General features: G+C 71.3%; 18 protein-coding genes. 12 read left to right on the top strand and 6 right to left on the bottom strand.

Going from position 1 to position 15,209, the window contains the following annotated elements; all coding sequences use genetic code 11:
* The first annotated feature begins 48 nt into the window (after nt 1-48).
* The 5 genes from FHR82_RS39700 to FHR82_RS39720 all read left to right on the top strand — a co-directional run bounded on the left by FHR82_RS39700 (nt 49) and on the right by FHR82_RS39720 (nt 5,100).
* A complete protein-coding gene (locus tag FHR82_RS39700; protein WP_184815813.1) occupies nt 49-987 on the top strand; it encodes a Ppx/GppA family phosphatase in 939 nt (312 codons plus the stop codon).
* A 118-nt stretch (nt 988-1,105) separates the two neighbouring features.
* Nucleotides 1,106-2,356: an NfeD family protein gene (locus tag FHR82_RS39705; RefSeq protein WP_184815814.1), complete on the top strand. Its 1,251-nt coding sequence runs from the start codon at nt 1,106-1,108 to the stop codon at nt 2,354-2,356.
* Nucleotides 2,353-3,132, top strand: a complete 780-nt coding sequence (locus FHR82_RS39710) for a sugar phosphate isomerase/epimerase family protein (RefSeq protein ID WP_184815815.1) — start codon at nt 2,353-2,355, stop codon at nt 3,130-3,132. The genes FHR82_RS39705 and FHR82_RS39710 overlap by 4 nt, the downstream gene beginning before the upstream one ends.
* Nucleotides 3,133-3,266: 134 nt before the next feature.
* Nucleotides 3,267-4,193, top strand: coding sequence for a proline dehydrogenase family protein (locus FHR82_RS39715; protein WP_184815816.1), 927 nt, complete (start codon nt 3,267-3,269; stop codon nt 4,191-4,193).
* Nucleotides 4,194-4,251: 58 nt separating this feature from the next.
* On the top strand, nt 4,252-5,100 hold the full coding sequence (locus tag FHR82_RS39720) for a thioesterase family protein (protein WP_184815817.1): 849 nt from the start codon (nt 4,252-4,254) through the stop codon (nt 5,098-5,100).
* Nucleotides 5,101-5,263: 163 nt separating this feature from the next.
* On the opposite strand, the gene FHR82_RS45430 is transcribed toward FHR82_RS39720, so the two are convergent.
* On the bottom strand, nt 5,264-5,953 hold the full coding sequence (locus tag FHR82_RS45430) for a ribosomal protein L7/L12 (RefSeq protein WP_221464874.1): 690 nt from the start codon (nt 5,951-5,953) through the stop codon (nt 5,264-5,266).
* Between the two features lie 33 nt (nt 5,954-5,986).
* Here FHR82_RS45430 and proC point away from each other — a divergent pair, with 33 nt between their 5' ends.
* The 5 genes from proC (at nt 5,987) to FHR82_RS39750 (ending at nt 9,488) form a co-directional block, all read left to right on the top strand.
* Nucleotides 5,987-6,802, top strand: a complete 816-nt coding sequence (gene proC / locus FHR82_RS39730; RefSeq protein ID WP_184815818.1) for a pyrroline-5-carboxylate reductase — start codon at nt 5,987-5,989, stop codon at nt 6,800-6,802.
* A 134-nt stretch (nt 6,803-6,936) separates the two neighbouring features.
* The gene (locus FHR82_RS39735; RefSeq protein WP_184816121.1) at nt 6,937-7,155 is read left to right on the top strand and encodes a helix-turn-helix domain-containing protein; all 219 of its coding nucleotides are present in this window, start codon (nt 6,937-6,939) and stop codon (nt 7,153-7,155) included.
* Nucleotides 7,156-7,302: 147 nt separating this feature from the next.
* Entirely contained in the window at nt 7,303-7,404 is a 102-nt protein-coding gene (locus tag FHR82_RS39740) for a 30S ribosomal protein bS22 (protein ID WP_018684825.1), read from the top strand.
* A 180-nt stretch (nt 7,405-7,584) separates the two neighbouring features.
* A complete protein-coding gene (locus FHR82_RS39745) occupies nt 7,585-8,508 on the top strand; it encodes an NAD-dependent epimerase/dehydratase family protein (RefSeq protein WP_184815819.1) in 924 nt (307 codons plus the stop codon).
* 44 nt (nt 8,509-8,552) lie between these two features.
* Nucleotides 8,553-9,488 carry a lysophospholipid acyltransferase family protein gene (locus tag FHR82_RS39750; RefSeq protein ID WP_184815820.1) on the top strand — a complete coding sequence of 312 codons (936 nt, stop codon included), beginning with the start codon at nt 8,553-8,555 and terminating at the stop codon, nt 9,486-9,488.
* A gap of 193 nt (nt 9,489-9,681) precedes the next feature.
* Here FHR82_RS39750 and FHR82_RS39755 read toward each other — a convergent pair whose 3' ends face one another.
* From FHR82_RS39755 to FHR82_RS39770, 5 genes are all read right to left on the bottom strand, one after another.
* Nucleotides 9,682-10,008, bottom strand: a complete 327-nt coding sequence (locus FHR82_RS39755) for a hypothetical protein (protein ID WP_184815821.1) — start codon at nt 10,006-10,008, stop codon at nt 9,682-9,684.
* A gap of 4 nt (nt 10,009-10,012) precedes the next feature.
* Nucleotides 10,013-10,135, bottom strand: coding sequence for a hypothetical protein (locus FHR82_RS46945; RefSeq protein ID WP_260418184.1), 123 nt, complete (start codon nt 10,133-10,135; stop codon nt 10,013-10,015).
* A 55-nt stretch (nt 10,136-10,190) separates the two neighbouring features.
* Nucleotides 10,191-11,096 (bottom strand): HAD family hydrolase, encoded by a 906-nt coding sequence (locus FHR82_RS39760; protein ID WP_311771497.1) that lies wholly within the window; start codon nt 11,094-11,096, stop codon nt 10,191-10,193.
* Between the two features lie 147 nt (nt 11,097-11,243).
* A complete protein-coding gene (locus FHR82_RS39765) occupies nt 11,244-12,404 on the bottom strand; it encodes a DUF5667 domain-containing protein (RefSeq protein ID WP_184815823.1) in 1,161 nt (386 codons plus the stop codon).
* 40 nt (nt 12,405-12,444) lie between these two features.
* Nucleotides 12,445-13,080, bottom strand: coding sequence for a sigma-70 family RNA polymerase sigma factor (locus FHR82_RS39770; protein ID WP_184815824.1), 636 nt, complete (start codon nt 13,078-13,080; stop codon nt 12,445-12,447).
* 179 nt (nt 13,081-13,259) lie between these two features.
* Here FHR82_RS39770 and FHR82_RS39775 point away from each other — a divergent pair, with 179 nt between their 5' ends.
* Nucleotides 13,260-14,768 carry an AMP-binding protein gene (locus FHR82_RS39775; protein ID WP_184815825.1) on the top strand — a complete coding sequence of 503 codons (1,509 nt, stop codon included), beginning with the start codon at nt 13,260-13,262 and terminating at the stop codon, nt 14,766-14,768.
* Nucleotides 14,769-14,772: 4 nt separating this feature from the next.
* Nucleotides 14,773-15,003 carry a glutaredoxin family protein gene (locus FHR82_RS39780; protein ID WP_184816122.1) on the top strand — a complete coding sequence of 77 codons (231 nt, stop codon included), beginning with the start codon at nt 14,773-14,775 and terminating at the stop codon, nt 15,001-15,003.
* The last annotated feature ends 206 nt before the right edge of the window (nt 15,004-15,209 follow it).

Here is a 15,209-nt window from a genome sequence, read left to right on the forward strand (position 1 = left end):
CCCCGAAACCCCTTCCCATAACGCGACCGCCCGGTAACCTTGCGCCCCGTGCGCCTAGGGGTTCTGGACGTGGGCTCGAACACGGTCCACCTGCTCGTCGTGGACGCGCATCGGGGCGCGCACCCGATGCCGGCCAGCTCCGAGCGGACCGTGCTGCGCCTTGCCGAGCGGCTGACCGACGGCGGTGACCTCTCCGACACGGGCATCGAGGACCTGGTCCACACGGTCGCACAGGCCAAGAAGACGGCGCGGAAGCTGGGCTGCGAGGACCTGATGGCCTTCGCGACCTCGGCCGTCCGCGACTGCGGCAACGTCGCCGACGTGCTCGCCAGCGTCCGCGCCGAGACCGGCGTCGAGCTGAAGGTCCTCACCGGCAACGACGAGGCGAAGCTGACGTTCCTGGCCGCCCGCCGCTGGCTCGGCTGGTCGGCGGGCAGGCTGCTGGTGCTCGACATCGGCGGCGGTTCGCTGGAGCTGGCCATCGGCATGGACGAGGCGCCGGACTACGCGAAGTCGGTCCCCTTCGGCGCGGGCCGCATCACCCGCGAACGGTTCTCGAGCGACCCGCCCAGCCGCGAGGAGGTCGCCGAGACCGCCGACTGGCTCACCGAGCAGCTCGCGGCGGTCGCGAGGAAGGTCGCGAAACGGGGCGAACCGGACCGGGTCGTCGCCACCTCGAAGACGTTCCGCACGCTCGCCCGCCTCACCGGCGCCGCGCCGTCCTCGGCAGGCCCGAGGGCGCGGCGCGTGCTGACCGAGCCGGGGCTGCGGCAGCTCGTCGCGTTCATCACCCGGATGAGTGCGGCCGACCTCGCCGAGCTGGAGGGCGTGAGCGCGAGCCGGTCGCACCAGCTGGTCGCGGGGGCGCTCGTGGCGCAGGCCACGATGCGTGCTCTGTCACGGCAGGAGCTCGAGATCTGCCCGTGGGCGTTGCGGGAGGGAATCATCCTGCGACGCCTTGACCAGGCCAATGGGGAGGAGTCGTGATGCTCGCGGAAGTCCCCGCCGAGCGGCCGTTCATAATGTTGGCCGAACCCTGCGAGCATGAAAGGCAGTCACGCGTCGCCGCTGGACGATTTGGCCGGCGCCGGGCACGGTGGAGTCGATGAGTCACGAAGGCGGACCTGAGCAGCCACAGCGCACCGTCGCCGAGCTGCTCGCCAAGTACGGCGCCGAGTCGGGCGAACGCGCCCCCCGGCGGCGCCGTCGGCGTGCGGACGACATGGACGACACCGGCGCCCAGGCGATCATCGAACGGGTCCTGTCCGAGTCGGGCGAGATGCAGGCCATCCGCGACGACATGCCGCCGCCGGAGCGCACCTCGCACCGCAGGGGCCACTCGACCGGCCAGTACCCGCGCCCGCAGCAGCCGCCGCCCCAGGAGCCGCCGCCACGCCGCCAGGCACCGCAGCCGTCGCAGCAGCTGCCGAGGCCACTGCCACCGCAGCCGTCGCAGCCGCTGCCCAGGCCGCAGCCCGCGCCGCCGCAGCCGCAACCCGGCCAGCGCTCGTCGAACCAGCTCCCGGCCATCGCACGGCCGAGCGAGCCGACCACACCCGTGCGCGGCACGCCGAGGCCGATCGCGCCGGGTCCTGGCCCCGACCGGCAGCCACCACGCCCCCAGCCGTCGCAGCGCGTACCGCTGCCCCCGCCGCCACCGGGCGGCACCCGCGAACGCAGCGGCGTCCAGCCGTCCCTGCGGTCCCGCCTGGACGCCGACTCGGCCCCACCGCCACCGCCCATGCCGGTGGAGCAGGCGGAGCCCACCACCGAGGAACTGCCGAGGGTCCCCGGCCGCATCCCGGTCGATGGCTCGATGACCGGCCGCCGCCCCATCCCCGGCGCCGACAGCCGCACCCGCATCTCACCCGCGTACCCGCCGCCGCACGACCCGTACTCCGACGTGCCGGCCGAGGACGAGGACTACCGCTCCCCGTACCCCGCCGCCGACCCCGACGACCGCTACGACCCGGCCGGGTACGACGACCGCGTCGACGAGGACGTCGACCGCGGCCGGGACCGCGGCCTCGATGACGACCTCGACGAACTGGAAGACGACGACCTCGACGACCTCGACGACGACCGGGTCCGCTCACCCGCCAAGGAGTGGGCGATCATGGGCGGCCAGCTCGCGCTGGGCGTCATCGGCGGCGCCGCGATCTGGCTCGGCTTCAACTGGCTGTGGGGCTTCATGCCACAGGCCGCGCTCGTGGTCGCCCTGGCCGTGATCGTCGGCCTCGTGCTCATCGTGCGCAAGATCCGCCGCGCCGAGGACCTGCAGACGACGTTCCTCGCCGTGCTGGTCGGTCTCGTCGTGACGGTGTCACCCGCGGCGTTGCTGTTGCTGAACAAGTGACGGTCCGCGTCGGCGTCTCCACGGCGTCCGTGTGGCCCCAGACGGCGACCACGGCCTTCGAACTGGCCGCCACACTGGGCTACGACGGCGTCGAGGTGATGGTGTGGGCCGACCCGATCAGCCAGGATCCGGCCGCGCTGAGACGGCGGTCGCGGCAGTACGGGGTCCCGGTCATGGCCGTCCACGCACCGTGCCTGTTGATCACACAACGGGTGTGGTCTCCCCGGCCCGAGGAACGTCTGCGCCGTTCTGTGCAGGCGGCACAGGACCTCGACGCGCCGACCGTGGTGATCCACCCGCCGTTCCGGTGGCAGCGCAAGTACGCGGAGGGCTTCGCGGACCTCGTGTCGTCGCTGGAGGAGTCGTCCGGCGTGGCGATCGCGGTGGAGAACATGTTCCCGGTCCGCCGGTGGGGTGGGCAGGTCTCCGCCTTCGACCCCTCGATCGACCCCACGGACGTCGGGTACCGGAACTACACGCTGGACCTGTCGCACACCTCGGCGGCGGGTGCGGACGCGGTGGCGTTGCGGTCGCGGATGGGTGCCGGGCTGACGCACGTGCACCTCGCGGACGGGACCGGGCTGCCCAAGGACGAGCACCTGGTGCCGGGCCGGGGCAACCAGCCGTGCGCCGCGCTGTGCGAGTCGTTGAGCAGGGACGGGTTCGCCGGGCAGGTCGTGTTGGAGATCAACACGCGGCGGGCAAGGACCGCCGCCGAGCGGGCCAAGGACCTGGCCGAGTCGTTGCTGTTCGCGCGGCTCCACCTGGGGCAGTAGGTCCCGTGTGGATTCCGGCGGCCGCCAATCCGCAGTGGACTTGCCCACATCCGGCGGTCGATACCACGCCAAGACCGCTCGCCCACCAGTCGGAACCCACCCACGCGTGACCGGTGGCCCGTAAAGTCCCGCACGTGCACCCGCTTCGTAGCCTGATCCTGGCCGCGGCCGGCAACGACGTGATCCGTCGGCTGGTCGCGACCGCCCCGGTGAGCCGGGACGTCGTACGTCGATTCGTGGCAGGCGAGACCACCGCCGACGCGCTCGAGGTCACCAGGAGCCTCGTCGACCAGGGGCTGACCGTCACCCTCGACTACCTGGGCGAGGACACCACCGACAAGACCCTCGCCGAGCAGACCGTGCAGGCCTACCTGGAACTCCTGGACGGCCTCCACCGCGACGGCCTCGCCAAGAGCGCCGAGGTGAGCGTGAAGCTCTCCGCGGTCGGGCAGGCGCTCGACGAACGGCTCGCACTGGAGAACGCCGCGCGCATCTGCGCCAAGGCGGCCGAGTGCGGCACCACGGTCACCCTCGACATGGAGGACCACACCACCACCGACTCCACGTTGCGGGTGCTCGCCGAGCTGCGCGGCACCTGGTCGTGGGTCGGCGCGGTGCTGCAGGCCTACCTGCACCGCACCGAGGGCGACTGCGGACGGCTCGCGTCCGAGGGATCGCGGGTCCGCCTCTGCAAGGGCGCCTACGCCGAACCAGGCGAGGTCGCGTTCCCCGACCCGCACGACGTCGACCGGAGCTACGTCCGCTGCGCGAACACACTCCTGCGCGGCGACGGCTTCCCGATGTTCGCCACCCACGACCCCCGGCTGGTCGAGATCGTCGGCTCGCGGGCGGAGTCGCTCGGCCGCAAACCCGGGAGCTTCGAGTTCCAGATGCTGTACGGCATCCGCCCGGACGAGCAACTGCGGCTGGCGGCGCTCGGCCACACCGTCCGCGTCTACGTTCCTTACGGCGTGCAGTGGTACGGCTACCTGATGCGCAGACTCGCCGAACGGCCCGCGAACACCGCGTTCTTCTTGCGCGCCTTGGTATCCCGCAAATGATCCCGGTTCGGGTACCGCGATCTGATCAAGCTTCCCCGGACGTGGCAGGGTAATAATCATGAGCAGTCTTGCGGGCCAGGGCGACACGCGCCCGGGACACGGCGGCGCCGGTCCTTTCACGACCGCGTCGCGCGTGCGCTCGCTCGGTGACGGCACCTTCGCCGCCACCCTGTCGGGCCCGTGGTCGATCGGCGGCAAGCCACACGGCGGGTTCCTCGTCGCCCTCCTGTCCCGCGCGGCCGTCGCGGCGGCGGGCAGCGGTTCGCCCGTGGCCGATCCCCTGTCGGTCAGTGCGCAGTTCCTCCGCGCGCCCGAGATGGGCCCGGTGCTGCTGCGCACGGAGGTCCGCAAGACCGGCCGCCAGGCGACGATCGTCGCCGTGCAGCTGGAGCAGCGTGGACAGTCGTGTGTCGAGGGCGTCGTGACCACCGGGCGCCTGCCGCGCGAACGTGCGGTCTGGTCGGACCTGCCGAACCAGCCCGCCGAGCCGCCGGGCAACGCGCTGGACCTGGCCTCGCTGCCCATGGCGTCGGTCTTCCGCCTCACCGAGGGCTGCGACATCCGCCTCGACCCCAACGGCGCGGGCTTCCTGCACGGTCAGACCAACGACCCGCCGCGCCTGCGCCTGTGGGCACGGCCGCGCAGCGAACAGGTCGACCCGATGTTCGCGCTGATGGCCGGCGACATCTCGATGCCGGTCACGTTCAACCTCGGCCGCTTCGGCTGGACCCCGACCGTCCAGCTCACGTCCCTGCTGCGCTCCCGCCCGGCCCCGGGCTGGCTGCGCATCCACGTCGACTGCCGCGCGGTCCACGGCCCGTGGTTCGACGCCGACGCGACCGTCGTGGACGCCACCGGCCGCCTGATCTGCCAGACCCGCCAGCTCGCACTGTCGGCGAAGGCCTAGTGTCCCGCGCCGGAAATGCGGTGACTGAGTCGGTGGATCCAGGTTTCTGCTGGCAAGGCGCCGGTTCGTCCTCGTACTGGATCGTACTTGGGCGGACCGGCAACGCCGCCAGCAGGAAGCTGGATCCACCGAATCTCAGTTGCCTGATTTCCGGCGCGGGACACTAGAGCTGGTCCACGAAGTCCTTGGCGCGTTTGAGGGCCCAGCCGGTGTCGTCGCGGACGGCCTTCACCGCCTGGATCTTCTTGCCGGCGGCCACCAGCTCACGGGCGCGGGCGAGGGTCGCCGCGCCGACCTCGTCGCTGGGCGGCGGCGGTGGTTCGCCCGTGGCGACCAGGGCGTCCACGTAGTCCTTGGCATCACGCAGGCCGAGGCCCGTCACCGCGCGCAGCTCCTTGATGGCCTCGATCTGCTTGCCACTCGCGGCCAGGTCGAGCACGCGGGTGAGATCCGGCGGCCCGTGGTGGACGGGCGGCTCGGCGGCCAGGCGGTCCACGTACGCCTTGGCCTCGGCGAGGCCAAGGCCAGTGTGCTCGCGGAGCTCCTTGATCGCCTGGATCTTCTCGCCCCGCGCGAGCAGCGCCTGCACCCGGTCGTCGTCCCTGCGCCGCGTCGCCGGGGCCAGGCCTGCCACGTGCTCCTTCGCCTCGCGCAGGCCCATGCCGGTCGCCGCGCGGAGCTCCTTGATCGCGACGATCGCCTTGCCGTCCGCGACGAGCTCGCGCAGCCTCGGGTCGAGGTCCGGGGGCGGCGGGCGGCGCTCGGCCGGTGTGCGGCGGCGCAGGCCCAGCCAGACCGCGAACAGGACGACCGCGACGGCGACGCCGAGCAGGATCTGCGTACCGGTGGACATACCGCCGAACCGTAGCGTGGGACGCTGTCCCGCATGACCTATTCCATCGCGGTGCTCGGGGCAGGGAAGATCGGGGAGGCGCTCCTCGCAGGGCTGCTGGGCGGCGGCCGCCGGGTCGAGGACCTCATGTTCACCGAACGCCACCCGGATCGGGCCGCCGAGCTGACCACGCGCTACGGCTTCCGCGCCGTGGACGTCGCCACCGCGGCCAAGGAGGCCGACGTCATCGTCGTGGCCGTCAAGCCGCAGGACATCGAGCCGCTGCTGGACGAGCTGGGCCCCAACCTCGACGTGGGCACGCTCGTCGTCTCGCTGTGCGCCGGGCTGCCGACCACCCTGTACGAGCGCAGGCTGCCCGACGGGGTGCCGGTGGTGCGGGTCATGCCGAACACGCCGATGGTCGTCGGCGAGGCCATGTCCGCCATCTCGCCCGGCCGGTACGCGACCGGCGACCACCTGGCGACCGTCGAGGAGCTGCTGTCGGTCGTCGGCGTGGTCGTGCGGGTGCCCGAGTCGCAGCAGGACGCCGTGACCGCCCTGTCCGGCTCCGGGCCCGCCTACTTCTTCTACCTGGTCGAGGCCATGATCGACGCCGGGATCCTGCTCGGGCTGCCGCGCGCGGTGTCCGAGAAGCTGATCATCCAGTCCGCGGTCGGCGCCGCCGCGATGCTCGCGAAGACCGGGGAGCACCCGGTGACGTTGCGCGAAGCCGTCACCTCGCCGGCGGGCACGACCATCATGGCCATCCGCGAGCTGGAGAAGCACGGGGTGCGTGCCGCGTTGCTGGACGCCATCGAGGCCGCGCGGGACCGCTCGCAGGAGCTGGGGCGCCAGCACGACGAGGACTGATCTTTCCGAGTCAATTCCGCCTGCGGGATCGCATTCGTCACACCAGTCCCGCTAGTCTCGGGAGAAGCACGTGCGTGTCGATACCGCCGGTGGGGAAGCCGACGGCGCGACACGTGTCGAAGGACGCGGTGAGCATGCCGGCGAACAAGAAAGACCCGGAGCCGCCTGGCCTCGCACAGGTGCGGTTCCTCACTGTGGCCGAGGTGGCCACGATGATGCGGGTGTCGAAGATGACTGTGTACCGGCTGGTACACAACGGAGAACTACCCGCTGTGCGAGTGGGCAAATCGTTCCGGGTACCGGAACAAGCAGTGCACGACTACCTGCGAAGTGCGTATTTCGACGCAGGCTAGGAGACCGGTGCGGAGCGCCTCGTGACGTCCAGGTAATCTTGACGCTCGTTGCCTGGTGTCAATGGGGCGCGTCCGTGGCCGGATCTGGTCGTGTGGTCGTTGCCGTTCCAGGTTGTACTCGACCACCGACTGAAGCAGAGGTTCCGCATGGGCTCGGTCATCAAGAAGCGCCGCAAGCGCATGTCCAAGAAGAAGCACCGCAAGCTGCTTCGCAAGACGCGCGTTCAGCGTCGCAAGCTCAAGAAGTAGTTCCGCGGTAGCCGGGGTGGATGTCCGCCGAAAGAGTGACATCCACCAACACGGCGTGTGACCTGCGTTAACTACTCGTTGCCAACGACGAGTCGATCACGATTCGGATGTAAGCTCGCGGACGGTCCGCCACTGTGCTAGCCGGATCGCACCCCGTTCGTGATCAGTCATCGGAGTCGTATGGCGCCCACAGTTGTTCTCGTCACCGGTGTCGCCGACCAGCTCGGCGGCCAGTTGGCCGCGCAGCTGGCTGACGACCCCGACATCGAGCGGGTGCTGGGCGTCGACACGGCCCGGCTCGCGGTGCCGCGAGGCACACGGGTCGAGTTCGTGCGCGCGGACATCCGCGACCCGAGGATCGCCAAGGTCATCGACTCGGCGCGGGTGGACACGGTCGTGCACGCCGCACCGCGCTCCGGCGCGGGTGCCAAGGAGCTCAACGTCATCGGCACGATGCAGCTCCTTGCCGCCTGCCAGCGTTCCCGCACGGTGCGCAAGCTGGTCGTGAAGTCGACGGCCGAGGTGTACGGCGGTGGCGCCGGCGCCCCTGCCGTCTTCACCGAGCAGGACGCCGACCAGGCCGTACAGCGCAGGGGCGGCGACGCGGCCGAGATCGAGGGCTACGCGCTGGGGCTCGCACGCAGGCGCCCGGACCTGGTGCTGACCATCGTCCGGCTCGCCGAGGTCATCGGGCCGCACATCGACAACGCCCTGACCAGGTACTTCTCCCTGCCTTTCGTGCCGACCGTGCTCGGGTTCGACGCCCGCGTGCAGTTCGTGCACATCACCGACGCGCTCGCGGTGCTGGAGCGCGCCATCACCCACGACCTGCCCGGCGTGTTCAACGTCGGCGGCGACGGGGTGCTGATGCTGTCCCAGGCCATCCGCCGCGCGGGCCGTGTGCCGCTGCCTGTGCCGAGGGCCACGATCGGGCCCGCCACCCGCCTCGCCGGTGGCCGGGTGGCGCTGTCGCCGGGTCAGTCCCGGCTGCTCAGCCATGGGCGTGTCATCGACACGACCCGGTTGAAGACGACGTTCGGGTTCACGCCGAAGTGGACCACCACCGCCGCGTTCGACGATTTCGTCCGCGCGGTCGCCAAGTGAACCTTGCGTAGCGAACATCGCCTCTGAGGGGAAAGCCGAGAACAGTGCCGGTTCAAGAAGCCGACGTCATCCCACTGCCGACGGCGCGCACCGACGCGCCACCGCAGCCCACCCGCAAGCTCGCCTCCGTCACCGAACTGCGCCCGCGCCGCGCGCCGCAGTCGCTGACCGACTTCGTGCGCAGCCGCCTGACCGGCGACTACCAGGTCGACGAGTTCGGGTTCGACCCGCAGCTCACCGACACCGTCGTGCTGCCGCCGCTGCGGATGATCTACGAGAAGTGGTTCCGCGTCGAGGTCACCGGCGAGAAGAACCTGCCGCTCGACGGTGGTGCGCTGATCGTCGCCAACCACTCCGGCACGCTGCCGTGGGACGCGGTGATGACCTCGATCGCCGTCCACGACAACCACCCGCGCGGCAAGCACCTGCGGATGCTCGGCGCCGAGCTGGTGTTCAAGGTGCCGGTGCTGGGCGCGCTCGCCCGCCGCACTGGCCAGACCCTCGCGTGCGGCGCGGACGCGCAGCGGCTGCTGCGGTCCGGTGAGCTGGTCGGCGTGTGGCCGGAGGGCTTCAAGGGCGTCGGCAAGTCGTTCAGCGAGCGGTACCAGCTGCAGCGCTTCGGCCGCGGCGGTTTCGTCGCGACGGCCGCGAAGGCGGGCGTGCCGATCATCCCGTGCTCGATCGTGGGCGCCGAGGAGATCTACCCGAAGATCGCCGACATCAAGCCGCTCGCGAAGCTGCTCGGCCTGCCGTACTTCCCGGTCACGCCGTTCTTCCCGCTGCTGGGCCCGCTCGGCGCCATCCCGCTGCCGACCAAGTGGCGCATCGACTTCGGCGCCCCCATCCGCACCGACCTGGCGTCCCCGGACACCGCCGACGACCACGGTTTCGTGCTGGAGATGGCGGCCGAGGTCCGCGAGACGATCCAGCGGACGCTCGACAGCATGGTCGCCGAGCGCGAGTCTGTCTTCCGGGGCTAGTGCTTCGTCCACTTACGGTGGCCGGGGTGGGTTCGTGGTTTGTCCTCGCCGGACGGGCTTTGCCTCCGACGCCTCCCGCACCCTCACGACGTCCGGTGTGCCGTGAAAGCGCCTTTCACGGCACACCAGCCCACCCCCGTACGGCAATTACCGCCAGCTTGGCCGTACCCGGCAAACGTGGGTGGACACCGCGCTAGCCGAACCGCTCGGCCAGGTCACGGAGCCGTCGCACGGCCTTGGTGAGGTCTTCCGCGCTGACGGCGAGGCCGGGCGTGCGGCCCAGGTTCGCCACGTTGTCGGCGAACTGCCGGTACTCGCGCTGGGCGTGCTCGCGGCAGGGCAGGCAGGTGACGCGTTCCGGGTGCGGTGAGGTCATCGCGTAGGGCACCCGGGTGCCGCAGCCAGTGGTGACCTCGGCGGGTTCGTCGGGCACGGCACCCAGGGTGGCCGCGATCAGGTTGCGGTAGTCGGCGCCCGCCTGCACGACCTGCCGCTCGACGTGGATGTGCGGGTCGGCCACAGCGTCAGTAGTCGGGCCGGTCGCGCAGCTGGCGCCGGATCTCCGACTCGATCCCGCTGCGCCGTCCCATGAAGAACCCGACGCCGAGGCACATCACGGCCACGACCAGGACGATGAAGGCGATCATGGGCGCTCCTCGCGGGCGCCCGGCGCCCGCTGTTGTCGACGACGACCTGCTCCGCTCACGTGCCCCGCTTCCGGTAGGCGAGACCGGCCGCGACGGCCCCGGCGAGCGCACCCGCGCCGAGTACTGATGGCACCCCGATCTTCGCTGCCTTGCGGCCGGTGCGGAAGTCCCGGATCTCCCAGCCCCGCTTCCTGGCGGCCTCCCGCAGGCTGCCGTCGGGGTTGACCGCCACAGCGGTGCCGACGACCGACAGCATGGGGACGTCGTTGGCGGAGTCCGAGTAGGCGGTGCACCGCCGCAGGTTGAGGCCCTCACGGGCGGCGAGTGCGCGCACCGCGTGGGCCTTGGCGGGCCCGTGGAGCATCTCGCCGACGAGCCGTCCGGTGTAGATGCCGTTCTCGCTCTCGAGCACGGTCCCGAGTGCCCCGCTCAGCCCGAGCCGCCTGGCGATGATCGTCGCCAGGTCGACGGGGGTCGCCGTGACGAGCCAGACCCGCTGCCCGGCGTCGAGGTGCATCTGCGCGAGCGACCGGGTGCCGGGCCAGATCTTGTCGGCCATCAGCTCGTCGTAGATGTCCTCGCCGAGCGACATCAACTCGGCGACGGAGTGCCCGGCGACGAAGGAGAGCCCGGACTCCCTGGCGTTGCGGATCCCGTCGTTGGTCTCCCGTCCCCCGATCCGGAAGACGACCTGCTGCAGCGCGAACTTGGCCAGGTCAGAACTGGTGAAGAACTTCCGCGCCGCCATCCCGCGCGCGAAGTGGAAGATCGACGCGCCCATCATCATGGTGTTGTCGACGTCGAAGAACGCCGCGGCGGTCAGGTCGACCGGCGGCGGGATCCGCTCCCGCTCGCGCTCGGCCTGCTCCAGCGCGACGGCCGCCTCGGCAGACGCCTCACCCGCGATGGTGGCGATCTGCTCGAGCGCGGGCTCCTTCCCACGGCCACGCCACAGGGACACGGCATCGCCTCCGCGGTCGATCGGAAAATCCAGCAACTCCATCCAACAGCGTAGCGAGCCACCCTGCCTGGATTTCGCCTCATCCGACGCGTTGCCTGGAAAGACGCTTTCGGGACGTTCAGTGTCCTGAAAGCGTCCTCCAGGGCATCAGCCGAGGCTCAAACCAGGCAGTCCGGGCAGCAGCGGCGGCAACTCGATCAACGGCGGTCGCTGCGGGGTCTCGGTACTCGGCGGCGCGGTCGGAGCCTCCGTGGGCGCGGGCACCGTCACGGTCGCCCCCGGCACCGGCACTGGCGGCAGCTCCTGGGTCGGTGCCGCCGACGGCAGCGGCGGGCTCGGCACCTCAGGGCCGGTCGCGGGCACGGAATTGTCGGTGGGTGCGGGCACACTCGGCGCCGGCACACCGGACGTGGGCGCGAGTGGTGGCCGCGCGCACTCGCTGGTGGCCGGGAGTGCACCGATGTCGTCGTAGGAGCCGGAGGTGATCTGGAAGCAGTCCATGCGGGCGAGCAGTGACTCGGCCCTGGCGGTGATCTTGTCGAGGAGTGCGCGGCTGGCGCCCTCCCGGTTGCGGGCGGCCGCGGGCAGGCGCGGGGCCACGTCCGCCAGCCGGGACGCCTGCTGCGTCGACCAGTCGCGGAGCGAGCCGAGGAGCCTGCCGTCGGTGCCGGTGGCCAGCGCGATCAGCTGGCGGGAGCCGGCGGTGGCGTCGTTCTCGAAGTCGGTGAGTGCCGTGAGGTAGGCCCCGACGGGTGCGTCGTCGGGGTCGGGGTAGCGGCGGGCCATGGTCTCGATCTCGCTGACCCGGGCCGCGGCGAACTCGAGGTGCTTGAGCGCCTTGGGCTCGTCACCGAAGGTGAGGCCGAGGGCCGCGGCCTCGGCGCTGCGCTTCACGCCGTACAGCGCGTCGCCGGGCAGGGCGTCCCTTGCCAGCAACAGGCTCATCCCGGCAAGCGACCCGACCAGCGCGAGCACGGCCACCGCGGCGACGGCGAACCGGCCGCGCACCCCCGACAACGCCGCACGGCGGGACGCGCGGCCGGTCGCTCGGCTGTGGGGGCTGGACGGCCCCGGCTTGGCAGCCGGTCTCCTGTCCCCGGGTCTCTCCCCGGCCCGCGGCGACGGGCTCGGTCTGGACCTGACGGGTCGGTCGGACGCCGACGGCGTGGTCGCCTCGTCGTCCAGTGCGAGCAGGATGCGGTCGCGCATGCTCCTGCGCTCGTCACCGGTCGGCGCGGTCAACGGCGCCAGCGAGCGCAGGGCACGCACGACGGTGCGGTCGTGCTCGTCCGTACTCTCGCTGCTCACGTCTGGGAAAACGATTCCGTGTGCACAGAAGTTACGGCTTTCACCGCAGCTCCGGTGGCAGTAGCTGCGCCAGCCTGCGCACCGCCCGGTGCTGCAGGGCCTTCACCGCGCCCTCGTTGCGCTCCATCACCGCCGCCGTCTCGGCCACCGACAGGCCCTGCAGGAACCGCAGCACGATGCATTCGCGCTGGTCATCGCCCAGTTGGCGGACGCATTCGAGCAGCGCGTCCCTGGTCGCGCCCGCGAGCACCTGCTGCTCGGGGCCGCCGTCGACGGGCCGCGAGTCGTCCACCTCCGCGGTGGTCACCTCGAGGCGGTACCGGCTGGACTTCACGTGGTCGAGCACCAGGTTGCGGGCGATCGTCACGAACCAGGCGCCGACGTCGCGGCCCTGGTAGGTGATCGTCGCGATCTTGCGCAGCGCGCGCAGGAACGTCTCACTGGTGACGTCCTCGGCCAGTTCCCGGTCCCCGACCCGGAAGAGGACATAACGAAACACGATGTCGACGTACTTGTCGTAGAGGAGCGCGAACGCCGATCGGTCGCCTTCCTGGGCGGCGTGCACGAGCTCCCACGACCCACCGGCCTCCAGTGCCTCCACGGCGGACTCCTGTCGCGGGACCCGGGCATCCTGCACACCCACTGCGTCCCGTTGAACTGGGCGCACGGACGGCATGCTCGACTCCCTCGGCTGGGTCCTCCACGGGCCGCACCGCCCGAAGAGACCCCAGCAGCATACGTGTGGTTACTCAATAGTAGGTAGTGCTCGTACCTTCAGGACGCATGATGTGGTCAACCATGACGTGAGTGAGCCGTGCCACACTTCCCCAAAGGGTGGCTGAAGGAGGGATCCCCATGGTCGACACGCTGAGCGGCAACGTCGCCGACCTGGTGACGGACGCGGCGGCGAAGGTGCCCGGCAGGGTCGCGCTCGTCGACACCGCGTCGGGCAGAAACCTCACCTGGGAGCAGACGGACCGCGCGGTCGACGCGTTCGCCGCGCGCCTGCTGGCCGCCGGTCTCGAAGAAGGCGACCGGGTCGCCATCGTGCTCCCCAACAGCGCCGAGTTCTGCGTCGCGGTGTTCGGGATCCTGCGCGCGGGCGGCATCGCGGTCCCGGCGGCCGCGAAGTCACCCGAACTGCCGGGCCTGCTGAGCGACAGCGGCGCCCGGTTCGTCGTGGGTGCCGACCTCGCTGCCCCGGATCTGGCTGCCCCGGATCTGGCTGCCCCGGACCTGGAGGCGGCCGCCGACGTCCGCCCGGCCATGCGCGGCGGCGAGGACATCGCGGTCATCTGCTACACCTCGGGCACGGCGGGCGTGCCGCGTGGCGTGATGCTGTCGCACCGCGCGCTGCTGTCCAACGTCGACCAGTGCGCGCGGCTCCAGCCAACGCCGGTGACCGCGAACGACCGCGTGCTGCTGGTGGTCCCGCTGTTCCACCTCTACGGCCTCGGCCCCGGCCTGCTGCAGGTGGCGGCCGCAGGCGCGACGGCGGTGCTGCTGGAGGCGTTCGGCACGGAACGCGCGCTGGACGTGTGCGCCGAGCACCGGGTGACGACGCTGGTCGGCGTGCCCGCCATGTACCAGGCGCTGTCCGCCGCCACTCCGGACCGGCTCGCGGAGGGCCTGTCCACGGTCCGCCTGTTCACGTCCGGTGCCGCGCCGCTGGCCCCGGCGGTCCTGTCCGCGATCACGCAGGCGACGGGCCTGCCCGTGTACGAGGGTTACGGCCTGACCGAGACCGGCCCGGTGCTGACGTCGACGCTGGTCGGCGGCATCGCGAAGCCGGGGTCGGTCGGCCGTCCGCTGCCCGGTGTCGAACTGCTGCTGGTCGACAGCGACGGCCGCCCGGTCGGCGCGCCCACCGACCCCGACGAGACGGAGTGGTTCGACGGCGACGAGACGGAGACCGGCCGCGTCGCCGCCCGCGGCCCGAACCTGTTCAGCGGCTACTGGCCCGACGGCGCGCACGGTCCCGACGAGGACGGCTGGTTCCGCACCGGCGACGTCGGCTACCTGGACGCCGACGGCGACCTGCGCCTCGTCGACCGCGCGAACGACCTGATCATCGTGAACGGCTTCAACGTGTACCCGAAGGAGGTCGAGCGGGTGCTGGACGAGCTGCCGCAGGTGGCGGAGTCCGCGGCGGTCGGCGTCCCGGACGAACGCACGGGCGAGCAGGTGATCGCGGTCGTGGTGCTCCGCGACGGCGCCACACTCACCGAGGACGAGGTCCGCGACCACTGCACCGAACGCCTCGCACGGTTCAAGGTGCCGAGCACCGTGCGGTTCGTCGACGAACTGCCCCACTCGGCGACGGGGAAGGTTCGCCGCGCGTCGCTGCGGGGTAGCGTCGCGTGACGTGGTGACTGTGGTGTCGAGGCAGGGCTGCCACCTGTGCGAGGTGGCGGAGACCGAGGTGGCCCGCATCTGCGGCGAGCTAGACGTGCCGTGGGAGGTCACGGACGTCGACGCGGACCCGGAGCTGCGTGCCGAGTACGGCGACCAGGTCCCGGTGATCCTGATCGACGGGCAGGAACACGGCTACTGGCGCGTGGAGGAGGAACGCTTCCGCGCGGCACTGGCGACGCGCTGACTGCGGCCGTCGGCCCCCGATCTCCAGCGTAGTCACGGGCACCGACGGACAGCCCCGCTGAACAGGCAGTTGTCCACAGGCGAGGCAGTTGTCCACAGCCAGGAACAACGCCCCCGGAACTGTCTGTCCCTACCGGTAGCGTTGATTTCGGGGGCCCCCTGGGCGAGCGAATGGACCGTTCGTTCGGGTTCGTTGCTCCGGTCCAT

This window comes from Actinophytocola algeriensis, assembly GCF_014203735.1.
In the GTDB taxonomy this organism is placed as follows: Bacteria; Actinomycetota; Actinomycetes; order Mycobacteriales; family Pseudonocardiaceae; genus Actinophytocola; species Actinophytocola algeriensis.